Source organism: Janthinobacterium aquaticum (assembly GCF_009208565.1).
Taxonomy (GTDB): Bacteria; Pseudomonadota; Gammaproteobacteria; order Burkholderiales; family Burkholderiaceae_D; genus Janthinobacterium.
Genome location: NZ_WFLK01000012.1, coordinates 144,430 through 168,169, shown reverse-complemented (window position 1 = coordinate 168,169; position 23,740 = coordinate 144,430). Strand labels below are relative to the sequence as shown.

The window sequence follows — 23,740 nt, the reverse complement described above, 5'->3', positions numbered from 1 at the left end:
GTGCAACGATGATACATGTTCTGTTGTCGGAAACGGGAACCTACCGCGATATCGTCGAGCATCTGGCCGCCGCCGGCGCGCGCATAACCAATATCGGCCCAGGCGACGCTGCGCTCCCAGTGATGCGCAGCAAGCGCGCCATTCTGGGCGCCATGCTGTCGCCGTCGCTGCTGCGCCTGCGCACTTTGTGGCGCACGCAGGACCGCCTGCTGGTTGTCGGCTGGCAGGCGCTGCCGGTGCTGGCGCTGATACGCATGGGTCTGCTGCCGCGGCCGCAGCGCCTGCTGGTCATGGGTTGCTTCGTGCATGGCGCACGCGCACGCAGCGTGGTCAACCGCGCCTGGCGCCTGCTCAATTTTCCCGGCCTGGAGTTTATCGCCTTTTCCGAAGGCGAAAAACGCAACCTGACCGAGACAGTGGGCATTGCCCCTGCCGCCGTGCATTTCCATCTGTGGCGCCAGCAGCTGGACGGCGCCGCCACGGCGGCCCAACGGCACGACGACGGCAGCATCTTTGCCGGCGGCTTTTCCAACCGCGATTATGATTTGCTGCTGGAGGCGGCGCGCCCGCTGGACGCCCACCTGGTCATCGTGGCGTCGGCGCAAAACCAGATTGCAGCGCAAGACCCGACGCGCACCAGCGTACACCTGGACCTGCCCGAGGCGCAGTTTGAAATCCTGCTGGCGCGCAGCCGGGTGGTGGCCATGCCGCTCAAAAGCCAGGGTGAGGCATGTGGGCAAAGCGTGGTGCTGCGGGTGCTGCGCAATGGCAAACCGCTGATCGCCACGCGCCACGAAGCGATCGAAGCCTACCTGGGAGCCGACTATGCCGGCTTCGTGGCCGCCGGCGACAGCCTGGCCATGCGCGAAGGCTTGCGCCGCGCCTTGTGCGACCCGCATTTCCGCGCACAGCTGGCCGAACAGGTGTCGCGCGCTGCAGCGCGGCTGGAACAATCGGAAGGACCAGGGCAGGAAGTCGAACGTTTCCTGCTGGCGCCCTGAGCGCCCCGGACATTGGACGCACCACGCTTTTTAAAGGCCGGGCGAAAAAAAACCGCTGTCGCAACGACAGCGGTTTTTTTCAATCAATATGATCAGTTGGGCAAGGTTACAACCTGCTTGCCCACGCTTAAGGTGCGGGCCGTGCCGTTGCTGCCCAGCTTGATGACCGGCTTCTTGCAGCCCACATCGAGCACGGTCAGGAATTCACCGCTCAGCGCTGCCGCCGACTTCACGAACACGCCGTGTTCCTCATACGTGCCGGCCTGCGGCGGCGGACCTGCGCGCCGCTCGAAGCGCGCACCGTCGCTGACTTGCACGATACACACCTTGCGGCCCTGGTTGGTCACCGACAGCGCGCCGCCGGCGTCGGCCACAATCGGCGCGTACGTATGGAAGTTCCATTCGAAGACGCGCGGCGTGTCCGAACTCACCTGGTCCTGCACCACGACTGCGTCGACGGTGCGCAGATACCACAGCTTGCGCAGCGCCGACTTGAGCTGGCCGCCATAGGCCAGCGTCGCGTCGCCGGCAACATAGTCGACTGTTGCCTTGGGCACGAAGGCGGTGATGCGACCGTTGCGCGCCATGGTTTCTTCGTAACCATCGACCAGCTGGCCCTGGCCGCCGTCGAACGTCAGGGCATTGTGGGCCCGGGTATGACGATACCAGGTGCTCCACATCGGCGAATCGTACCAGTCATACCAGCCGGCCTCGGTCAGCAAGGGCACGCCAGCGCTGGCCAGCACGAAGCCGTTCTGGTCGCCATGGCTGTGGTTGAACGAACCGTAGGGGCTCGATTTGAAATACACCGAGGTACGCTGTGCATTGCCGATGTCGCTATGCATGGCCGACCAGCCGATGCTGGGGTAATAGGTGGAATTGACCGGCGGCGCAGCAGCGGCCACCGTGGTCACCGGCAGCGGATACTGCGCCTGCAACGTAGCCAGCGAGTCGTCGGTACGGTCCAGATTCTTGAAATACCAGGCTGCGGCCGGGGTGGCGAAATGGGCGGCAAAGCCCTTCATCATGCGCATTTCAGGCGCTGTTTCATGGCCATCGCCAAACACATGCGTTTGCGAGCCAGGCGGCACGAAATGCATCAGGTAATCAAGGAAGCCACGCGCCCACGGCTTGGTAAACAGGTCGACCTTGGTGGCGTGCGCCAGTGCCGGCCAGATCTGCAAGGCATAGTCAGCCTCGTATTCAGCATACGCGGTACCGTTGGCAAAGCCGCCTTCCGGACCGCTCCAGACGCTGTAGGAGCTGACAAAGGCGCGGAACGAAAAGTCGAACCAGTCCTTGGCCTCGGGAATGTCGCCCAGTGACAGCGTCGATATCAGCGCCAGGAAACCGATATTGCTGGCGGCATGCGAGTCGTACGGATATTGATCGAGGCGCCCGGTCTGCGCCGCCAGGTCCGCGTACATCGCATTGGTGCGTACGCGCACCATTTCCAGCCACCTGGCGCGGCGCGGCGCATCGAGTGCACTGCCGAGGTTGTCGACCGCCTTGATCAGGCTTTGCGCAATGGCGCGGTTGCCCTGGTCATGGTTGGCGAAGCTGGTGCCGCCGTTCGGGCTCAGCGCCGCGTTGAGGTCGCCGCGCCGCAGCGCCTCGTCCAGGTATTGCTGTTCGCCCGTCACGCGGTAGAGCAGCGAGGCAGCCTCGAGCTGGCGCGCGCTGACATTGGTGCGGGAAATAACGCGCGCATTTTGCGCTTCATTGGCGGCCGTACGCACTTTGCCTGGCGACAAAGGCCATTCTGCGTCGGACACCGGGGCAATTTCCGTCATATTGCGCTTGACCTCATTGCTCAGCCAGGTCAGCACCTGGCTGCGGTCGGCGCGCTTGGCGGCGCTCCAGGTGGAAAAGAAGGTGGCGTTGTCTTCCAGTCCGCGCGGACGCGGCCGCAAGACGATAGCGGCGCGCAAGGTCTCGCTTTCCGGCACTTCAAATACGCCGGAGGTGGCGTTGATGATAAACACGCGCGGGCTCGACCATTCCTTGCTGTTGCTTGGACGCACGCGCCAGGTGTAGGTGCCGGCCTCGAACTTCTTCGATGGCAAATACCAGTTGCGCGACGAGGTAAAGGTGTTGACGATGGCGCCGCCAGATTTGACCTCGATCGTATACGACGCGGGCGACTGCGGGTGACGCGACCAGGTAAAGCTGGGCGGATTTTGCGCCTGGATCTGGCGGTTGTCCGGCAGCGTGTGCACGGCCAGCGGATCGGTCGCCAGCGCCCAGTCTGCCTGGGCTGGACCACATGCTGAAAATGCAAGCAGCAGCGCTGCGCCAAGCAGCTTATGTTTGTCGAGTTTAATAGGTATCATGTTAATATTTACGATCAGGTGGGATGCTGTCTTGACATGGCGTCGCCCATGCTTTGCGTCAGCTTTTCTTGCGAGGTGCCAGGGGTACCGGCCATTGCTGCGCCAGCGCGGTGCAACGCGCCGCGGTTCCTTGTGCACTGCCAGAATATACCTAAAGTATTCCCAGGAGCATTAATATTAGTCGTCGATCAGGGGCGAATGTTCTTTTCGCGCCACATTTGCCATTTGATGACCAGCGCTGTCGGCAGCACACAGCACAGGGCCAGCGTCACCCACCAGTGGCGCGACATGCCGCCGCTGGCGGCGCGGCGCAGTCCGGCCAGCGCCGCACCGCGGCGTCCTCGCGCAAGCGCGGCCCGCGCCACGCTCACGCGCGCGTCAGACACCAGCCGCAAGGCAGAAGCACGCATGGGGTCGGACGCCGGCCAGCACAGCGCGCGCTGCTCCAGGCGCGTGAAGGTCGGCGCCAGCACATCGACCGCCTCGACTGCGCACAGGCTGCCGGCAACGTCGACGCGGTAGGCCACCAATTTCTCCGGGGCAAATCCCAGCTTCAGGCGTTCGGCCAGGCGAAACCACAAATCCTGATCCTCTCCGGCTGACTCGCCTTCCGGAAAACAGGGCTGCAAGGGCAGCAGGTCGGTGCGCCTGACGGCAACCGAGTTGGTGCAGAAAAACGGCCCGACCCGGCGGCGGCGCTCGAAAAAGTCGTCGAGCAGCTGCGTCTCGCGCGGCGCCGCTCCCTGATAGTGCAACACGGCCGGGCTGCCATCGGGAATGCGCTCGAAGCCGCAGGCGAAAAAAGCGCCGGCACGATACTGCTGCGCCATGCGCACCATGGTTTCCAGGTACACCGGGCCGTACCAGTCGTCGGCATCGAGAAAACAGATCAATTCGCCACGGGCTTCGGCAATACCGCGATTGCGCGCGCGCGACACGCCGCCATTGGGCTGGCGCACCAGCCGCACGCGTGCATCGCTGCAGGCCAGCACCCGCTGCGCACCGGCGTCGGTCGAACCGTCATCGACCACCACCACTTCCCACTGGGCGTGGGTTTGCGCCAGCACCGAGGCCAGCGCCGCCTCGATATAGGGCGCCTTGTTATAGAGCGGAATAATTACCGAGCACAGCATCAGGCCATCCCCGGCACGCGCACCTTGCGCGCCCTGACCGCCTGCCGGTCCTCGACCGGGAAGTAGGCAGCGACGATAATAAGCAGCAGCAGATGCGTGAGCGCTTCGGCCGCGAAACCGGTCAGCGACAGCGGTACCTCGCTGACCGAGCGGCTGGCAATGAGCACGAACAGCGCCATCGACAGGCCACCGCTGGCTTTGGCCGCGCGCGCGCTGGCGTACAGCAGCACCGCCGCATACACCAGCAGCCCGGCCGCACCGACCGTGCCGGCACTCGACAGGCTCTGGTAGAACTGGCTATGGGCGTGGCTGGCGTAAGGCATGCCGATACTGGCGCGGAACGCCTCATCCCAGATCGGCAGGCCGTAGCCGAACACGGGATACTTGTGCCACTCCTGCAGCGCCACCTGCCAGATCACATCGCGCCCGGTAAAGCTGAGCAGGTCGAAGCCATCGTTACTGGAAGCAAACTTCGCCAGCTTGGCGTCCACGCTGCCAAACATCACCATCAGCAGCGCCATGGTGCATATCAGGATAAAACAGAAGATGCCGATAATCGATAGCTGCGGACGGCGGTAATCGAACAGGCGCGCCTTGATCTGTTCGCGGAACCCGAAATAGGCCACGCAGGCAAAGCACAGGATGCAGGCGATCCAGTTGGTTTTCGACTGGGTCAGCAGCAGGCTGAACAGGCCCAGCGCCCAGGCCGACAGATTGAGCGAACGCCAGGTATAAGGCTTGCGCAGCAGGCACAGCAAAAACACCACCACCATCGGCCCGAGGCTGTTGGCATGACTGGCCAGACCCGCATAGCGGATGCTGACGCCGGGGACAAAGCCGTGATAGCCCTTGTTGGCCACCATGTTCGGATTCAAGACCAGGATCACGGCGCTCAGCACCAGGAACGCCAGGGTGGCGTTGCGCATGGAAATGACGCTCAGGTCGACCTCCCTGGACGTCATCAGCAGGGCCGCGTAGCCGGCCAGGAACATGTACAGATACTCATGCGACACATCGGTATGGCGCCCCAGAAACGCCGGGCTGACAATATTGGTCAGGAAATACAGCAGCAAGGCCCAGAACAGCAGCATCGGCATCGGCCGGGTCTTCTCGCGCGACGTCAGCCGGTGCAGCAGGCGCTCGCCGCAGGCAAAGATGACAAACAGCGACGTGAAGCGGCCGATCCAGGCGCTGGCAGGATGGCGCGCCACCGCCACCGCACTCATCAGTAACTCCTCGCCGGAGATATCGCGGTGCGACAGGATGGCCGCGGAGGCGATCGAGATCATGACCGGATAAAAGATATACGGCACCAGCCCGGTTTCGCGCTTGCTGCCCCAGTGTATGCTCAGTGCAATCACAAACACCACCAGCAGCGCGGCCACCAGGGCAAACAGACCCAGCAAAATTTCACTCATGTCGTTCTCGCATTTCTTGTAAGCTCACTTCCTGTAAGCGCACTTCTTGTAAATCCTCGCGCAGGCCGCAGCGTGCGCGCAGGTAAGCAATCACGGTGGCCGGCAATGGCGGACTGAAGCGCGCCAGCATGCCGACCACGCGCGCGCCCAGCAAGGCCGGCACGGCCAGCACGGCGGACAGCAACAACGCTGCGCCCAGTGCGGTGCCGGCCAGGAAAGCGGGCAACGGATGGTCGCTGACCAGACCTGCCAGCATCACGCCGGCGCCGCTGCCGGCGGCGGCCAGCAGGCCCATGGCCGCGCCGCGCAGCGCCAGCGGCGCCAGGTCCGATGCGCGCACGCCCAGACGGCGGCAGGCCGAGGTTGCCACCACCAGCGCGCGCGCCAGCAAGGTGCCGCCGGCAATCAGCGCCACCGTGGCCGCGCCCTGCCCGGCAAACAGCCACAGCGTCACGCCGGCCAGCACGATCAGCGGCAGCTGCAGCAGGCTTTCCAGATGCTTGCCGCCGGTATTCCACAGGATCGGCGTCGACATGCCCCAGGTGATATAGGCCGGCATGGCCAGCGCCAGAATGGTCAGCACCACGCCCGACTCCTGCCATACTTTGCCATACAACACCCCGATCAGGGCCGGCGCCAGCACGGCCAGCAGCACGAACAGCGGCAGGATCACGATCCAGATGGTGGCCAGCACCGACAGATAGGTGTCGCGCAGGCGCGGCCGATCGTCCTGCAGCTTGGCACCGGTGGCCAGGAAGGCCGGCTGCAGCGCGCTCAGGAACAGGCCGTTGGGCGTATTGGCCAGGTTATAGCCGACCGCATACACGCCTACCGCATGCGCGCTCAGAAAGCGGCCCAGGAACACGCGGTCCATATTGTTGAGGAACCAGTTGCACAGATTGGTCACGAACACCGTTGCGCCCACATGGGTCGAGCGGCGTGCGCCCTCGTACCACAGCAGCGGACGCAGCGAGAAGCGCGTGCGCGCATAGGTCAGCACCAGCGCAGTGACAGCCTGCCCCAGCCAGGCGCACACCAGCGTCCATACGCCTGCGCCGGCATACGCCATGGTCAGCCCGATCAGCAGGTAGCCGACGATATAGCTGGCCACCTGGATGAGATTAAGCCAGCGGAAGTCGAGCTGGCGGCGCAGCAGGCTGCTGCCCGGCGCCGTCAGGGCGTTGAGCAGGCAGGTCACGCTCATCCAGGCGATCACCGGCGCGATGCGCGGCTCCTTGAAGTAGTCGGCAATCGCCGGCGCCAGCACGAACAGCAGCACCATGGCGGCCAGGCCCGTGATCGCCTGCCAGGTCACGGCAAAGCGCACGTCCTCGTCGACCAGCGTCTGGTTCTGCACCAGGCCCCAGGAAAAGCCGAAGTCGGCCAGGAAATTGCTGAACGTCAGCACGATCAGGCCCATTGCAAACAAGCCGTAGTTTTCCGGCCCCAGCAAACGCGCCAGCACCACTTGCGTGACCAGTTGCAGGCCGAACATGAAGACCGTGCCCAGCGCCGCCCATTTCACCGCGCTCACGCTTTTTTTGTTGATGTCGCTGCCCATAATTCTCACGTTCTGCCGGCCGCGCAACGCCAGGGGCGAAGCGCGTGCCGGCTGCGCATCAACCCGGTGGCGCGCCGATCAGGCGGCTGCGTTCTGCCGGCCCCATATTGGCCAGCAGGGTGTTGACGAAGTTGGCCTGCAACTGATACGAGTGCGGCAAGTCGGTATCGATACTGGAGACGCGAAACAGCATGGCGTCGGCCAGCGTGCCCGTCAGGCCATAGCGCAGCTGCTCGAGGCGCTGCTGCAGGCCGACTTTGCTGATCTTGTTGCCGACTGTAATCCAGTACGTGATCGGCTCGCTGCGATTGCCCGCCACCGCCAGCAGGCGCTTGACCGGCAACTGGCCGTAGCGCGTGGCCAGTTCGCCATATTCGTCGCGGTCGACGCGAAAACCCTGCGCCGCGTAGCACACTTCGGGCTTGTGCACGCTCATGTTGTCGCTCTGGTCGCCGCCATAGGCGATCGACAGCATGACACGCTCGCCGCTGCGGTTGATATACGTGCGCGCCAGCGTCTGGTTGTAGATTTTATTGAGGCGCGACTGCGTGTCGGGGTCGACCTGCAAGGGCACGATCGAGGTATCGACGCGCCATTCGCCAAAGCTTTGCGGTATCGCCGTCTCGAGCGAAAAGGCCGGGCGCTGGTCGGACATCTTCACGTTCGGCGCGACGCCGCGGCTGAGGATGGCAGCGCCCAGCATCAGGGCGCCGAGCAGCAAGTTGGTGCGCAAGGCAGCATTCATGGCGCCACTCCCGCAGTTGTTTTACGCTGGCGCCTGCGCACGATCCACTGCAGCAGGGAATCGATACTCAATATCAGCAACAGCGCGCTGACAAACAGCACCATGCCGGCAAAACCATGCAGGAAGCCCTGCCCGGCGGCGTCGCCAAAGTAATAGGTAATCAAGGTCAGCACCATCACGCGAATCACGTTGGCGGTAAAGGAAATGGGCACGATCAGCAGCGCCAGCACGATATTGCGGAACGGCGAAGTATGGCGCACCAGGTTCAGATAAAACAGGCCCAGCGCTTCAAGCGTGAGCAGCGTCTGCAGGCCGGCGCAGGCGTCGGCCACCAGCAGCTGGTACTGGCCGATCTGCAAGATCACGCCGGTACGGGCAATCGGATAGCCGGCCCAAAAGAGCAGATGTTCGGTCACATACGATACTGCCATCTTCATCGGCATGGTCAGGGTGGTCACCAGCGGCAGCGGCAGCGGCACCATGAACAGCATGAAAAAGAACGGAAACCACAGCATGCGCGCGGCCGGTGCACCGCGCTTGATCAGCAGCAGCGCCAATCCGGTAGCGATCAGCGCCAGGATTTCCAGCGACAGGATCTGCTGCGAGCGGCCCAGCACGTACAGCAGCAGCGAGACCGCCAGCAGCGGCCAGCCGCTGTGGCTGGGGGGCGCGTCTGCCGTGCGCGCCAGCACTTCCGGCCACTTGCGGTAGATCAGCCACAACGACAGCGCCAGAATGATCGGTCCGTGCGCCTGCTCTTCGGTCGACCAGATGCCGCGAAACAGACCGACCAGGCTGGGCGCCAGCATGGCCAGGCCGCCCAGCACCAGCGGCAGCCATGTGGGCAACCACGCTGGCAGCGCGCTGCGGTCGGCTGGCGGCGGCGCGGTGTGACCGGGAGCATCCATCAAAAATCAACCATCACGGAGCCGATGACCTGCGCGCCGCTTTGCGTCATCTGTTCGCTCATGGCGGCCACATCGGCCATCGGCGTCTTGTTCTTGCGCGCCACCAGCAGCACGCCGCCGGCGCGCGCGGCCACCGCAATGGCGTCCGAACCGGTGGCGTAGGCCGGCACATCGTACAGCACCGCATCGTAGCGGCTTTCGAGCTGCTTGTTGAGGGCCACGAAGGCGCTGCGGCTGAGCAGCTCCTGCGGATTGGGCGGCAAAGTGCCCGCCGCCAGCACCGACAGCGAGACAAACGATTCGACCTTGGCAATCACATCGAGTTCGGCCCTGCCGGCCAGCACATCGGACAGGCCCTGGCGCGTCTTGAGATCGAAAATTTCCTGCTGGCGCGGACCGCGCAGATTGGCGTCGACCAGCAGCGTATGCTCGCCCAGTTGCGAAAACACCACCGCCAGGTTGGCCGCAAACAGGCTGGCGCCGTCACCCGGCTCCATGCCCAGCACCACCAGCGACTTGCTGCCGCGCGCAAACCAGCGCAGCATCAGCTGGCTGCGCACGGCGCGCAGGATCTCGACCTGCGGGCTGAACGGCTGGTAAGCGGCCACCAGCTCCTGCGGGTATTTGCCCGCACCGGGCTGCAGATACGGATAGTCGAACTGGCGCGCCAGCACCTGCTGGATATCGGCTTCGGTAATCAGGCCCAGGCGCTGAGCCGCTTCACCGAAGCGGATGCCCAGCTCTTTCTGCATGCGCAATACGCGCTCGGCATTTTCCGGCGTGATCTTGCCCGATTCGAGCAGCAGGCCGCCGATGCTGGAGTCGGGACCGCGCCCCGGCTGGGGACTGTTCAACATTTGTGCACTCATGATAGCTTCCATCTCAATTGGGGCGCAGGCGACGCGCAAACAGGCCGCGCACGCCACGCATGCGGCGTGGTTTCGGTTTCCAGTCGACGACGCCGAACACGGGAATCTGCAGCACATCGCTCAGGTCCTGGTCCGAACGGATGCGCCGGTCCAGCAATTCGGCCAGCAAGGCGATGCCGCAGCCGAGCATGAGGCCCAGGAAGATCGACAACAGCACATTGCGTGGAATTTTCGGGCTGTCCGGCTCGATCGGCGCCACGGCCGGATTGAGCATGGCGATATCGGACTGCTCGGCCTGCCCTTCGATGCGCGTTTGCGACAGGCGCTGCGAGGTGACGTCGAAGGCGCGCTGGGCGCTTTCCACATCCTTGCTCAGCACGCCCATTTCATCACGCAGGCGGTTCAGTTCAAGCACCTTGGTTTTTTGCGCGGCCAGTGCGGCGCGCAGCGCGCCTTCGCGCTGCTGCAAAATCTGGGCATTGTTGCCCACGCTTTGCGAGGTCGCGCGGGTCTGATCGGCCAGGTCGCGCCGCAGCTTGTCGACCTCGGCCTTGGCGCTCTGGTATTGCGGATGATTCCTGTCGAGGCGCTGGCCCAGTTCGGCCAGCTTGCCTTCGGCATTGCCCAGGCCCAGCTTGAGGCTCTGGATCAGCGGGTTCGACGCCACGTCAGGCGACTCGGACAGGTTGCCGCCTTGCGCCATGCGCTGGCGCGAGTTCGCTTCCATCGACTGGCCCTGGGCAATCACCAGCTGCGCCGACAGGTCGTTCAGGCGGTTCGATTCGACATCGAGCCGGTTGTCGAGGCTGACGATGCCGTTGTCCTGCTGGTATTTCGACAGGCGGCTCTGCGCCTGCTCGACATTGTCACGCAACTGCTTGGTCTGGTCATCGAAATACGAGGTAGCCTTGCGCATCGGATCGACTTTCAGCTGGATGCTGACCTTCTGGTACTGCTCGGCAAAGGCGTTCGAGACAGCCGCCACGAACTGCGGGTCGGCGCCCTTGAAGCTGATGTCGACCACGCTGCTTTCGCGCGACGGCATCACTTCGAGCTTTTTCAGCAGCAGATCGGCCAGCCAGTCGCGCACCGTGCCCTTGCCCTGCGCCGCCTCGTTGAACTGGGCAATCACGGCCGGGCTGCGCGCCAGTTCGAGCTGGTCGACCACGCGCAGCGCCACGTTCTTGCTGCCGATAATATCTACCTGGGTCGCCATATAACCAGGCAACAACTGGCCTGGCATCGACATGCCGGTCAGGGGATCGACCCCCTTGTAGTTCAGCAGCACGGTGCTGGTTGCCTTGTAATTCTTCGGCAGGATCAAGCTGACGCCAAGCGCCAGCGCAACCGTGATCAGCAAGGTCAGCAAGACAATTTTCTTGCGTGCCCGCAGGATCAGGAACAGTTGAGAGAGGTTCATAATGAGGCTTTCAATACTCGAAAATCAGGCGACCGGGCGCTTAAAACAGTGCTTCCTGCACATACACCACATCGTCGACCAGCAGCAGGTCGTCATGTTTGGCCTGGATCACGTCGATCTGGCCGGCAGCATTGCGGCGCTTGATGCGCACGCCGCGCTCGGTGCCGCGTTGGGTCAGGCCGCCGCCGACCGACAGCGCCTGCACCACGGTCATGTTGCGCTCCAGGCGGAATGCGCCGGGACGCTGCACTTCGCCATAGATATAGAAGCGCGGTGCACGTTCGACGTAGATGATATCGTTACCGGCCACATCCATATCGCCCTTCAGGTCGCCGTTGCGCACGATATCGAGAATGTCGATCACGTCGCGCGTGGTGGCGCCGCCGCGTTTGCGGATCAGGGTGATCTGGTCGGCGCCGTCCGGGGTCATGCCGCCGGCCATGGCCAGCATGTCCATCACGGTGCGCCGCCCTTCCAGCGGGTAGCGGCCGGGACGGTTGACCTGGCCCAGCACGGAAGCCTGCTGGCTTTGCAGGCTGGTCACGATGATATTGACCTGCGCCTTGCGCAGATAGCCGCCGCTTTCAAGCAGGCCGCCCAGCTTTTTCTCTGCCGCCGAAGCCGACAGCCCGCCCACGTCGACCGCCCCCACCAGCGGGAACGTGATCTGGCCCGCTTCGCTCACGCGCGTCTCCAGGCCCAGGTCCGGATTGCCGTACACCGAAATTTTCACCACGTCGCCGGCGCCGAGCGGCACATCGGCAGCGCTGACCATGCCTGCGGCCAAGGCCAGCAAGGCCGCCATCATCCAATTTACAAGTCGTTTCATGATTTGCTGATTCCTGTGGGTAGATTGTTATTGTTGACCAGAAATGCTTACTTCATGCCTGCCACGCCGCGCTCATTGGCGGCGTTGGCGCTGCTTTGCGGCGAAGCCTGGGCTGGGGCTGCGGCTGGAGCTGACGCCGGAACCGCAGCTGTGCCTGCGGTAGCCGGAGCGGCCTCCTTGTTCAGGTACTCGATCTTGGCGGCGGCGCGCAGGCGCTTGAGCTCGGCTTCGGCAGCGTCCTTGCTTTTCTTGTTGGCGAGGAACTGCTCGATCTGCGGCGTGGCCGCTTCCAGCGTGACCGGGCTGTCCTTGACATCGGCCAGCGAAATGAGCAAGGTGCGCTCGCCTTCGCGCACGATAAACAGCTGGCCCTTGGCCATCGAGGCCAGCTTGCTGCTCAGCTCAGGCGCCAGGTCGGCGCTGGTGCGCGACACCTGGGTGCGGGCATAGCCGATCTTGCGGCTGTCGAGCCACTGCGCCACGTCTTCGAGCGACTTGGCGCTGTCCATCGCGGCCTTGAGTTCATCGGTCAATGCGCTCGTTGGCAGCATCAGCTGGCGCATGTCGAACTGCTTGCGCTGGCTGAAAAACAGCGGGTTCTGCGCAAAATATTCATCGACTTCGGCCTTGCCCGGACGGGTTGCGGCGCCGATGCGCTTTTGCATGTAGGCCTGGGCCACGATCAGCGATTTGGCGCGCTCGATCGCCTGCATCACTTTCGGATCGCGCTCGACCTTTTCTTTTTCCGCCGCATTTTGCAGCAACTGGCGGTCGATCAAGGACTCGAGCAGCTGCTTGCTGGCTACGGCCTGCTGGGCCGACTGCACGCCGGCGCGCTGCAATTCTTCATTGAGCTGCAATACGGTGATCTCTTTGCCGTCGACGCTGGCCAGCGACTGGCCAGGCTTCTTGTCCTTGTCGCCGCAGGCGGACAGGCCGGCGGCAGCGACCAGCACCAAGGCGGCGCACAGCAAACGGGGCGCAGGACGGGAGTGAATAAAGTGGTTCAAGCGTGCTCCTTCAGTAGCGGGCAGGAAGAGAAAAAAACGCGCAGCGACTTGACGCTGGCTAAATCATTTCACCGGAAATTATGGAAATACATCAAACAATTAACAATATTGTAAATATAATACACATGATGCTGCTCAACAAGTGAAATATTTGCTTAAACAACTACTATTGAGATAAAAGAACAACTATTTCCATAGCATACTTCATTGCAAATAATTATGCTTGCGCGACACGATACTGGAAATCGATAGGTGTGATGACCTTGCCTGGACAGGCTACCAGTACTGGTAACGCAACACCGGCTGGGGCAAGGCCGGGAGATGGCGCTCATGATCGCAGCCTTTCGGAACGAAGGCAATATACCGCAATCAACGGGCAACGCGCGACACGCCAGCCGTCTCTGCCACGGCAGAGCGGCGCGTACAGCATGCAAGCTGTGCATGGAGCTGCGCGTTTCGCCATTTTAACGCTTATTACTTTGAAAGAGCGTACAGCGTGGTTTTTATGTCAGTACCCTGTATCGATCTCAGTGGGCGTTGTCACGCTGAAGCACCACCTTGATGGTGCGCACGATAATCCACAAGTCCAGCCAGAGCGACCAGTTGCGCAGGTAGTCGAGATCGAAGGCGATGCGCGCTTCCATCTTGTCGAGCGTCTCGGTCTCGCCGCGCAGGCCGTTGACCTGGGCCCAGCCGGTAATGCCGGGCTTGACCTTGTGGCGCAGCATATAGCCCTTGATCAGCTTGCGGTACTGCTCGTTGTGCACCACTGCGTGCGGACGCGGCCCGACGATGCTCATGCGTCCCTGCAACACATTGAAGAACTGCGGCAGTTCGTCGAGCGAGGAGCGGCGCAAAAAGGCGCCCACGCGCGTGACGCGCTGGTCATTTTTGGTGGCCTGCACCACGGTGTCGCCGTCTTCGCGCACCGTCATCGAGCGGAACTTGTAGACCAGGATTTCCTCACCGTACAGCCCATAGCGGCGCTGGCGGAAAATCACCGGGCCTTTGGAGGTGGTCTTGACGGCAATTGCAATGACCAGCATGAGTGGCAGCAGCATAACCTGGATAATCAGCCCCAGCACGATATCGCTGATGCGCTTGACCATGCTGTTAAAGCCGGTAAAGGGCGACTCGCGGATGGCAATCACCGGCATGCCGCCCACGTTGTCGAAGCGCGCCTGCATCAGGTCGAAGATGTAGATATCGGGCAGGAAATATACCGAAGCGGTGGTGTCTTCCAGATCGTCGAGCATCTTGCGGATGCGCGGCTGCGCCGAGATCGGCTGGCTGATAAAGATCATCTTGATCTGGTGCTCGCGCACATAGGCGGCAATATCGTCCATGCGCCCGAGCATCGGTTCGCGCATTTTCTCGGGCCAGCGGTCATCGGTGCGGTCGTCGAAAAAACCGCACACCTTCATGAACAGATTGGGATTGCGCTCGATGGTGGTGGCAAACTTCAGGCTGGCGTCATTGGCGCCGATAATCACCACCGACCGCACCTCGCTGGTGCCATCCGGACTCAGGCTGAACTTGCGTGCAGCCAGGTGGCTGGCCAGCAGCACGAAGGGCGTAAAGACAAACCAGGCCAGCACGACCTTGCTATCGAAATGATAGGCCAGGCCGGTTGCCGAGCCCAGAAAAGTCAGAATCAGCGCCGTGATGATCCAGCCGGCCACGATATCGCGCGCATAGGCCAGCATGCGGCCGCTGCGCCAGGTGCGATAAGGATCGATATGGTGAAACACGGTACCGGAAATAAAGATCGCCAGGATCATCAGCACCAGCATATAACCTGAAAACGGCGCGCCCGATGCAAACGACAGCAGGTACAGCAAGCCCATGATAATCAGGGGGTCGAGCACGCGCTGAAAAAACGAGATCAGGGGAACGTCGTTGACCGTCATGTTCATAGTTTAAAACTGTATGCTGCCATTGAAAGAAACGCCTTTTGCACGATAGTTGCTGCTGTCGACAATCGCTACGCCGCTGCGCCGGTCGCGAAATGCGCGCACGCCCAGCTGCACCTTGGGGTGCGGCGCCCAGGTCAGGCCCAGCGACGCGGTATCGGTGGTGTCGCGCCCGTCGCCAGGCAGCACCAGGCCGCTGACGGCGGAAAAGTCGCGCCGTTCGCGCCGCAGCTGCGCCTCAGCGCGCAGCTTGGACGAGATCGTCCACACGCTGCCCAGGCTGGCGCCGGTATTGAGGCTGCTGGTCACCAGCGAATTGTCGACCGAACCGAATTCACGCCACAGCACGCCGGTAAAGCGCACCTTGCCCAGCGGCTGCCAGTAGATGCTCAGGCGACCGTTTTTGCCGCTGCTGTCGCGCCCTGAGACGATCTTGTTGCGATGGCGCACCCAGCCGCCGAGAAACTCGATCTGGGTGATGCCGCTCAGATTCCAGTAGATATTGGCCTTGATCTCATCCTGGCGATAGCCGTTGCCATAGATCGCCGCCGTGGTGTCGTTACGGTTCGGATACTGGCCATCGAGCTGGCGCAGCTGCAGGCCGATACGGCTGTCGCTGGGCGCCAGATAATCGAGGCCCAGTTCGACGGAATCCTCGGTCCAGTTGGAAAACGCCTGCGCCGGCAGATCATAGCTATAGCGGTCGCGCGCCACGCCGCTGCGCACGCGCCAGCTGGGATGGAAGCGCCAGTTGCCGTCGACATACTCGCGCCGCTCGGTGCGCAGATTGCGCTGATTGCTCTGGAAATCGCTGAACGGCGTCAGCGTCTGTGAATAACTGGCGCCGGCGTGGCCTTCCAGATGGTTGCCGATATGCCATTCCAGATCGGCCAGGAAATCCTTGCCGTCGTAATCGAACTGGCTGAAGCGGTTGAACGTGACTTTCGACCACTTGGCCTGGCCCGTCAGTATCTGGCGGCCGATCGGGCGGTTGAACAGGAAGCCGGCCTGCAGCATGCGCGAGGTGTCCGAGCGCGGGCCATCGAAGCCGGGCACTTCGTCAGGCAGGCGCAGCAGGTTGTCGTCATAGGAATACGCCGTCGCGACAAAAGGCTTGATGGTGTCGCTGATATCGGCCAGCGCAGCGGTGCTCGACAGCGTGCCCGCAACAAACACTGCCGTACCCAGACAGGGCTTGGCCGCCAAGGCGCCGGCCAGCACTTTTCTATGCAAAAAATTCAACATGGATGTAGTCTTTGATAAGTAAAGCAGTTGTGGATCAATACTACCAGTAATTCCAATGCCCACCAGAAATAATCCAGCAGCCCAGCACGCCATTGGTGACGCCGTGCGCCAGGATGGGCGACCATAGCGATCCGCTGCGCATATATAAAACGGTATAGGCGGCGCCGGCAATCATGCCGGCCAACCACAAATTATGTTCGATACCGAACAATACCATGGTGACAAGAAAAGCCCTGGCGCTGGCCTGGGCCGGCGCGCGTGCCAGGAAACTGGCGCTATCGATCCAGCGCAGCAGGAAGGAGCGCCAGAACAGCTCTTCCATGACCGGCACCACCAGGGCGGCGCCAGCCACGCGCAGCAACACCAGCGGCCACTGCATCCGGCCGTTGTCGCGGGGATCGAAACCGTCGGACTGGCCGATGCTCATCCAACCGGCATCAAGTTTAATCCACAGCAGAAAAACAACAACGCCAGTGACGGCGGCGATCGCAACAGCACGCGCGTCCGGTTTCCAGGCCGCCAGTTCGACGTAGCTGCGGCGCCAGTAGCACAACAAGCCCAGCACGACGACGATCTTGAGCACGTACAGCCAGCGCAGGTCGTGCGGCGTCAGGCCAAGGCGGCCCAGCATGTCGGCGATAAAGATAAAGAAGAGATAGGCCAGGAACGGCGCTACGCGGGGCAAGGCTGCGCGATCAAGCATGGCAGCGCCCGCATTGAAGAGGATGGCCGGCCGGATGTACCGGCCAGGTTTGCCTGATTTGAATGACAAACACACATCACCCGGTATGAAAAATATAATTATTTAATTATACCAAGCACAACCGTTGCGGTGGCAAACAATCGTACTCGGCATGCATACCGGGGAACAACAATCAGCTATTGCCGCGCGCCTCAATCTGCTCCCATTTCTCCAGCGCTTCGAGCAGTTCGTTTTCAATCTCGGCCACGCGCGCATTAAGGCGCTTGCCCTCGGCTGGGGTCTTCTTGTAGAAGTCCGGATGCGACAATTCGGCCGCCAGCACCGCCTGCTCGTCTTCCAGCTTGGCGATCAGCTTGGGCAATTCGTCGAGCTCGCGCTGCTCTTTGTAGCTGAGCTTTTTCTGCTTGGCGGCAGGCACTGCCGGCTCGACCTTGACGGCAGGCTTGCCGGCCGGGGCCGTAGCCACCGGCGCGCTGCGCACGCGCTCCCAGTCGGTGTAACCGCCGACAAATTCGCGCCACTTGCCGGCGCCTTCGGCCACCACCACTTGCGTGACCACGTTGTCGAGGAAGGTGCGGTCATGGCTGACCAGGAACACGGTGCCCTTGTAGTCTTCCAGCAACTCTTCCAGCAGCTCCAGGGTATCGATATCGAGGTCGTTGGTCGGCTCATCGAGCACCAGGCAGTTGGCCGGCTTGGCAAACAGGCGCGCCAGCAGCAAACGGTTGCGCTCGCCACCGGACAGCGTCTTGACGGGCGAACGGGCACGCTCGGGCGAGAACAGAAAATCGTTCAGGTAGCTCATCGAGTGCTTGCGCTGGCCGTTCACTTCCACCCAGTCGCTGCCTGGCGAAATGGTCTCGATCAGGCTTGCTTCTTCATTGAGCTGGGTGCGCATCTGGTCGAAGTACGCCACCTGCAACTTGGTGCCGAGCTTGGCAGTTCCGGTATCGGGTGCCAGCTCGCCCAGGATCATCTTGAGCAAGGTGGTCTTGCCGGCGCCGTTGGCGCCGATCAGGCCGACTTTGTCGCCGCGCAGGATGGTGCCGGTGAAGTTGTCGATGATCACGCGGTCGCCAAAGCGCTTGCTGACATTTTCCAGCTCGGCCACGATCTTGCCCGAGCGCTCGCTCGAACCGACTTCCAGTTTGACCTGGCCCTGCTGTTCGCGGCGGGCGCTGCGCTGCAGGCGCAACGCTTCGAGACGGCGCACGCGGCCTTCGTCACGCACGCGGCGCGCCTTGACGCCCTTGCGTATCCAGACCTCTTCCTGTGCCAGGAATTTGTCGAACTTGGCATTTTCCACTTCTTCGTTTTCCAACTGCTCGGCCTTGCGCGCCTGGTAGGTGGTGAAGTTGCCCGGGTAGGACAGCAAGCGTCCACGGTCCAGTTCGATAATCCGCGTCGACACGTTGTCGAGGAAGGAGCGATCATGGGTAATAAACAGCACGCTGCCGCGGAAGTCACGCAGCAGGCCTTCGAGCCACATGATGGAGGTGAAGTCCAGATGGTTGGTCGGCTCGTCAAGCAGCAGCACGTCCGGCGCCGAGACCAGCGCGCGCGCCAGCGCCACGCGCTTTTGCATGCCGCCCGACAGCGTCTTCATCAGCATGTCGCCCGTCAGGTTCAGGCGGTCAAGCACGGTTTCGACCTTGTTCGGCAGGCTCCAGGCATCGGCCGCATCGAGCTTGACCTGGATGTCATGCATGCGCTCCATCAGCTCCTCGTCGTTGCCCTGGCCAAACTGGCCGGTCAGCGCATCGTATTCTTTCAGCCAGGCCTGCGACTCGCCCATGCCGGAAGCGACCGCATCGAATACCGACATCTCGGGATCGAATTGGGGTTCCTGCTCGACATAGGCAATCTTGATGTTTTGCTGCATCACCAGCAGGCCGTCATCGAGCTTGAATTTGCCCGAAATAACTTTCAGCAACGACGATTTGCCGGTGCCGTTGCGCCCGATCAGGCCAACGCGCTCCGACGTTTCCAGTGAGAATTCCGCGTGATCGAGCAGCGCGACGTGACCGAACGCCAGTTGCGCCGATGAGAGAGAAATGACAGCCATAATGAGTAAAAGTGCTCGGGCGCCGTCGCTTGTCTACCACAGGGTCAACAAAACAGCCGCCGATTGGATGAATGAAGCACGCATTGTACCGCGCATTGTATTGATAACTTGCAGTTCCATCGTCATTCCCGGTACCGCCGCCTGCATGAAATCAGGCTGCCGGAGATGCGCTGCGTGAGGTGTGGTGTCGCCAGCAGGAATCGAACCTGCATCTAAGTCTTAGGAGGACCTTGTACTATCCATTGTACTATGGCGACACTCGAAGCGGCATTATACAGGCACAGGTACAGGCGCAGCAATGACAGCCTGTCACGCGCCAGCGTGCTGCGTCTCAGCGCGCCAGCATGGCCGCCACCTGCTGCGCCGCCAGGCCGTGCGCCACCTGGTTCCAGTGGCCGTCCATCGGCAGGAAATCGAGCCGTTCGCGCTGGCTGGCCCAATGCTGCGCCATGACCGGCTGCATATCGACGACGTCAAAGCGGTAGCGCGCCAGTTGCGCGATCAGGAACTGGCGGTTGTCGCCGAGCCAGTTGGCCTTGGCGTGCCGTGGGTCATACAGCAAATTGCGTTCGCCATCGAGCACAAAGACAAAGCGCACGCCGGCGCCGGCGCCAATGGCCTGCAGCTGCGACAGATAATAGTTGAGCACTGCGCCGCGCGCCGCCACCGCTGCTGACGCTGGCGCGGCGGCCTGCGGCGCGGCGCCACCGTGGCGCAGCGTGCCAGAGAGCCAGTCCGGCAGCTTCAGGTTGTAATACACATAGCGCGCCAGGGCCGAGCGCGAAACGAGCTGCTTCAGGCTCGATTCGACATAGGCGTTGTGCTGCACGCCGACGCGGTTGCCGTCGATAACGAAATGACTGTGACCACGCGCCGACGGCGCCAGCAGGCCGTTCATGTTGCCCGAGTCGATCAGCAGCACCACCGTGCGCGGATGGGTGCGCGGCACGTAGTAGCGGACCAGTTCGAGCGTGTCAGCCAGGGTATTGCCGGAACTGGCCGCCGCCAGCACCGCGCCGCCCAGTTTTTTCTCGAGCTGCCCCTGCAGGGTATCTGGATAATCGAGCATCAGGCTTTCCACGAAGCTGTTGCCGACCACCAGCACCTGGGCGTCATCGCTGAAATCGCGCGAATTGGCATACCCCTGCCGGTTGATCGTGCCCTGGCGCGCATTGCCGAACGCCCAGCCGTAGGAAAACACATAATGCTGCTGCGGCACATAGCGGCTGATCGGTGTTTGCGCATTGCTGGGCTGCAAGGGCAAGCCACTAAATACCGGCAGGCATTGCAGCACGGCCTCAAGCAGCACCGCCATCAGCAGCATGCCCAGCCCGATCAGGAAAGAAGTACGCATGAAGTTACGCATAGGGGCCGGCATCAAAAATTAAAATACAAAAACTCGGAGACGCCGCGCGTTTCGCTGATCGCCAACAGCAGCAGGCAGCACAGCAGCATCGCACCCAGCCAGACGCTGCCACGCCAGCCTTCCATGCGGCGCTCGAGATCGAGTTGCAAGCCGCGCCCCAGCAACTGGTAGGCATTGGGCAGCAGCAAGGCCGTGGCCGCGCAGACCGCCAGCCAGCCCAGACAGGTGGACAGCTGCATGATGCGGTTCACGCCCAGCACGGCGTCGTGCATCTGCGCCGTCAGCGTGCCGCCGGCCATGGCCTTGAGCACGTCGAAGGCCACCTCGAGCGAACTGGCGCGGAAGAACACCCAGGCCAGCACCACCGCCAGGAACGTTGCGCAGCCGCCGGCAAGCCGGATGCCCAGGCTGTTGCGTTGCCCCAGCACATGACGCAAGGCGTGGTTGATGATCAGGTAGGCGCCATGCAGCATGCCCCACACCACGAAGGTCCAGTTGGCGCCATGCCACAAGCCGCCAAGCAACATGGTCAGGAACAGGTTGCGGTAGCGCGAGAACGCTCCCTGCCGGTTGCCGCCGAGCGGAATATACAGATAGTCGCGCAGGAAGTTCGACAGCGTGATGTGCCAGCGGCGCCAGAACTCGATGATCGAGGTGGCCTTGTATGGCGAATTGAAATTGATCGGCAGGATAATGCCGAACATGTACGACAGGCCGTACGCCATGTCGGAGTAGGCGGAAAAGTCAAAATACAGCTGGAAGGTGTAGGCCAGCGCACCGGCCCAGGCTTCCAGCATGCTCAAATGCTGGTGATGCAGGTCGAATACCGGGCTGACATAGCGCGCCACGCCATCGGCAAGAATCACCTTCTTGAACAGGCCGATCAGAAAAAAAGTCAGGCCGACAACCAGCCGCCCGCGATGGAAGACATGCGAGGCCGGCTGCGAGAACTGCGGCATCATATCCTTGTGATGCAAGATCGGGCCGGCAATCAGATGCGGGAAATAGGTCACGAACAAGCCATAGCTTTCCGGCTGATAATCCTTGACCTTGCCGGCATGGCAATCGACCAGGTAGGCGATCTGGGTAAAGGTAAAAAACGAAATGCCGATCGGCAGCACGATGCCGATCGGCCTGATATCGGCGCCGGTCAGCCACGCCAGGTTGACCAGCAGGAAATCAAAATACTTGAAAAACACCAGCAGCGACAGATTGAACACCAGCCCGCCGATCAGCCAGGCCTTCGCTGCCGGCAGGCGGCCCTGGGCATGACGCATGGAAATGCGCCGGCCGACGACAAAATTGGTGCAGATCGACAGCGCCAGCAAGGGCAGGAACGCGATGTCCCAGTAACAATAAAACGCGACCGAGGCCAGCGCCAGGAAAATGACCGACAGGCGCAGCGAGGCGCGCGACAGCAGGAAGTATCCGAGCAGCGCCAGCGGCAGGAATACCAGAAAAAACGAAAATGAATTGAATAACACTGAGTTTTCCAGGCGAAAAGGCGTTTCGGCCAGGCCAGTGCCGCGACAGGCCTGGCCCGGGACGATCAGGCGGCAGGCGGCAAAGGCCGGCGTGCCCTGGCGCGCACGGCCAGCAGCGCCAGCCCTGCCAGCAACAGGGCGTAAGTGGCCGGTTCAGGCACGGCGCTGACACTGTAGACCTGGAGCGCGCCGAAGGTCACGGTCGAGCTGAAATTGGCCGAGCCGTCGACCAGGCTCACGCCATTGGCCGGCTGCCCGGCCCGGTTGTAGGTATACAGGGCCGAGTAGCCGCCGTTGGTCAGGTCGAACGGTACGTACAGGTCGTGACCGACGCCGAAGGTCGGGCCATAGCTGGCGTCGTTATAGGTCTGGCCGCTGCCGATGCCGTCGCCGCTGAAATACTGCTTGAGCTGCGGCAGCACCTGGCCGCTGGTCAGGTTGAACAGGAAGGCCGTGCGTTCGCTGTCGGCCATGGTCACATGCAGGCCATCGGTGGAACTCCAGCTTTGCGGGTTGTAGCCGCCCACCAGCCAGGTCTGGCCGGCAGCATTGCTTGCCTCCATCACCGAAAAGGTACGCCCCATGCCGTCGACCGCGCGGTGAAAATCGAGCGCCGTATCGCCGCTTGCCTTGCTATAGATATTGTTCAGGGCCACCGGCCCCTGGCCCAGCCAGCCGGTCAGCTGCGCCACATCCTGGGCCGACAGCAGCGACGGCGCCGCCACAGCCTGCACGCTGATGCCCCACCCCAGGCCAGCGAGCATCCACAGCCCTGCCACCTTTATTCGTTTATGCATACCTTCCTCGCTGTCTGCCATTGCTGTCCGTCAATGCTTTTCATCATGATTTGCACTGCTCAGCCCACTTGCCAAATATAGCATGCAAGATATTATTTTTACATGAATTATTTGGTAAATGATGGTCAGACTAGCACGTTTTTCCAACAGCGCCGGCGCGCTTCACTGCGCCGTGCCGCCAGGACGCGATGGCATCAGCTGCACTTGCCGGGTCTGATGCGCCGCACTGCGCTGCAAGGCCGCCAGGGCCAGCAGCAACTGCCGCCCGTCGAGCGTTGGCGCCTGCAATACAGCGCCCAGCTGGGCCACCGCGCCATGCAGGCCCAGCGTGACGCCGCCCAGGTGCAGGCGCTCGACCAGCTGGCGCGCCTGGGCCGGCTCGCCATGCCCGAGCAGCGTTTCGACCTGCACGCCGGCGCTCTTCAGCTGCTCCTGGAAACCGTTCAGATAGGCCAGCAGCCGGTCGCTGTCGACCGCCAGCCGCTGCAAGGTCTGCGCCGGCGCTTCCAGCGGCAGCACGGCCGGCGCTGCAGCATGGGCGTCGAGCTGCTCGCGCACCTGCTCCTGCTGGAATGGTTTGACGATATAGCCGGTCGCGCCGGCCTGCACCGCTTCGTGCACGGTTTCCTGGTCGTTGGCCGACGACACCAGCACCAGCGGCATGCTCGCCAATGCGCTGTCGGCGCGCACTTTCTGCAGCAGTTCCATGCCTGACAGGCGCGGCATGCGCAGGTCGCAAAAACACAGGTCGGGACGCAAACCTTCCGCCAGCAGCGCCCAGGCAGCCGCGCCGTCCTCGGCTTCGACGATATCGTGCGCGCCGCAACTGTCGACCAGATGCATCAGCACCATGCGCGAGACGACATCATCGTCGACTACCAGTACTTTCATTGTCTTCTCCGTTATCGGGCGCATCGATGCGCTCTGCCTGCATTTTACA

General features: G+C 62.4%; 19 protein-coding genes and 1 tRNA gene. 1 reads left to right on the top strand and 19 read right to left on the bottom strand.

What is annotated here, in order from left to right; translation table 11 throughout:
* Positions 1–8: 8 nt before the first annotated feature.
* A complete protein-coding gene (locus GCM43_RS18740) occupies positions 9–1,001 on the top strand; it encodes a glycosyltransferase family protein (protein WP_152247079.1) in 993 nt (330 codons plus the stop codon).
* 92 nt (positions 1,002–1,093) lie between these two features.
* On the opposite strand, the gene GCM43_RS18735 is transcribed toward GCM43_RS18740, so the two are convergent.
* The 19 genes from GCM43_RS18735 to GCM43_RS18645 form a co-directional block, all read right to left on the bottom strand.
* On the bottom strand, positions 1,094–3,334 hold the full coding sequence (locus tag GCM43_RS18735; RefSeq protein WP_152247077.1) for a heparinase II/III domain-containing protein: 2,241 nt from the start codon (positions 3,332–3,334) through the stop codon (positions 1,094–1,096).
* A 188-nt stretch (positions 3,335–3,522) separates the two neighbouring features.
* Entirely contained in the window at positions 3,523–4,467 is a 945-nt protein-coding gene (locus GCM43_RS18730) for a glycosyltransferase family 2 protein (protein WP_152247075.1), read from the bottom strand.
* Entirely contained in the window at positions 4,467–5,885 is a 1,419-nt protein-coding gene (locus GCM43_RS18725; protein ID WP_152247073.1) for an O-antigen ligase family protein, read from the bottom strand. Before GCM43_RS18725 ends, GCM43_RS18730 begins: the two co-directional genes overlap by 1 nt.
* The gene (locus GCM43_RS18720; protein WP_226929556.1) at positions 5,878–7,419 is read right to left on the bottom strand and encodes a lipopolysaccharide biosynthesis protein; all 1,542 of its coding nucleotides are present in this window, start codon (positions 7,417–7,419) and stop codon (positions 5,878–5,880) included. Before GCM43_RS18720 ends, GCM43_RS18725 begins: the two co-directional genes overlap by 8 nt.
* An 85-nt stretch (positions 7,420–7,504) precedes the next feature.
* Positions 7,505–8,191: an exosortase-associated protein EpsI, B-type gene (gene epsI / locus GCM43_RS18715; protein WP_152247069.1), complete on the bottom strand. Its 687-nt coding sequence runs from the start codon at positions 8,189–8,191 to the stop codon at positions 7,505–7,507.
* Positions 8,188–9,099 carry an exosortase B gene (gene xrtB / locus GCM43_RS18710; RefSeq protein ID WP_152247067.1) on the bottom strand — a complete coding sequence of 304 codons (912 nt, stop codon included), beginning with the start codon at positions 9,097–9,099 and terminating at the stop codon, positions 8,188–8,190. The genes epsI and xrtB overlap by 4 nt, the downstream gene beginning before the upstream one ends.
* A complete protein-coding gene (gene epsG / locus GCM43_RS18705) occupies positions 9,099–9,968 on the bottom strand; it encodes a chain length determinant protein tyrosine kinase EpsG (protein ID WP_152247065.1) in 870 nt (289 codons plus the stop codon). The genes xrtB and epsG overlap by 1 nt, the downstream gene beginning before the upstream one ends.
* 13 nt (positions 9,969–9,981) lie before the next feature.
* Complete coding sequence (epsF, locus tag GCM43_RS18700) at positions 9,982–11,388, bottom strand: chain length determinant protein EpsF (RefSeq protein WP_152247063.1); 1,407 nt, start codon at positions 11,386–11,388, stop codon at positions 9,982–9,984.
* A 40-nt stretch (positions 11,389–11,428) separates the two neighbouring features.
* The gene (gene epsE, locus GCM43_RS18695; RefSeq protein WP_152247061.1) at positions 11,429–12,217 is read right to left on the bottom strand and encodes a polysaccharide export protein EpsE; all 789 of its coding nucleotides are present in this window, start codon (positions 12,215–12,217) and stop codon (positions 11,429–11,431) included.
* Positions 12,218–12,264: 47 nt separating this feature from the next.
* Positions 12,265–13,227, bottom strand: a complete 963-nt coding sequence (locus GCM43_RS18690; RefSeq protein ID WP_226929555.1) for an EpsD family peptidyl-prolyl cis-trans isomerase — start codon at positions 13,225–13,227, stop codon at positions 12,265–12,267.
* 527 nt (positions 13,228–13,754) lie between these two features.
* The gene (locus tag GCM43_RS18685) at positions 13,755–15,137 is read right to left on the bottom strand and encodes an undecaprenyl-phosphate glucose phosphotransferase (protein ID WP_152247187.1); all 1,383 of its coding nucleotides are present in this window, start codon (positions 15,135–15,137) and stop codon (positions 13,755–13,757) included.
* Positions 15,138–15,146: 9 nt separating this feature from the next.
* Positions 15,147–16,385 carry an XrtB/PEP-CTERM-associated polysaccharide biosynthesis outer membrane protein EpsL gene (gene epsL / locus GCM43_RS18680; RefSeq protein ID WP_226929554.1) on the bottom strand — a complete coding sequence of 413 codons (1,239 nt, stop codon included), beginning with the start codon at positions 16,383–16,385 and terminating at the stop codon, positions 15,147–15,149.
* Between the two features lie 40 nt (positions 16,386–16,425).
* Entirely contained in the window at positions 16,426–17,088 is a 663-nt protein-coding gene (locus GCM43_RS18675) for a CAAX prenyl protease-related protein (protein WP_152247059.1), read from the bottom strand.
* Positions 17,089–17,260: 172 nt separating this feature from the next.
* Positions 17,261–19,153 (bottom strand): ATP-binding cassette domain-containing protein, encoded by a 1,893-nt coding sequence (locus tag GCM43_RS18670; RefSeq protein WP_152247057.1) that lies wholly within the window; start codon positions 19,151–19,153, stop codon positions 17,261–17,263.
* 182 nt (positions 19,154–19,335) lie between these two features.
* Positions 19,336–19,410: transfer RNA gene (locus GCM43_RS18665), tRNA-Arg, on the bottom strand.
* A 74-nt stretch (positions 19,411–19,484) separates the two neighbouring features.
* Positions 19,485–20,507 (bottom strand): hypothetical protein, encoded by a 1,023-nt coding sequence (locus GCM43_RS18660; RefSeq protein WP_152247055.1) that lies wholly within the window; start codon positions 20,505–20,507, stop codon positions 19,485–19,487.
* Between the two features lie 23 nt (positions 20,508–20,530).
* Positions 20,531–22,003: an MBOAT family O-acyltransferase gene (locus GCM43_RS18655; RefSeq protein WP_152247053.1), complete on the bottom strand. Its 1,473-nt coding sequence runs from the start codon at positions 22,001–22,003 to the stop codon at positions 20,531–20,533.
* A gap of 65 nt (positions 22,004–22,068) precedes the next feature.
* On the bottom strand, positions 22,069–22,800 hold the full coding sequence (locus GCM43_RS18650; RefSeq protein ID WP_226929553.1) for a PEP_CTERM-anchored TLD domain-containing protein: 732 nt from the start codon (positions 22,798–22,800) through the stop codon (positions 22,069–22,071).
* Positions 22,801–22,962: 162 nt separating this feature from the next.
* Positions 22,963–23,691 (bottom strand): response regulator, encoded by a 729-nt coding sequence (locus GCM43_RS18645; RefSeq protein ID WP_152247051.1) that lies wholly within the window; start codon positions 23,689–23,691, stop codon positions 22,963–22,965.
* Between the last annotated feature and the right edge of the window lie 49 nt (positions 23,692–23,740).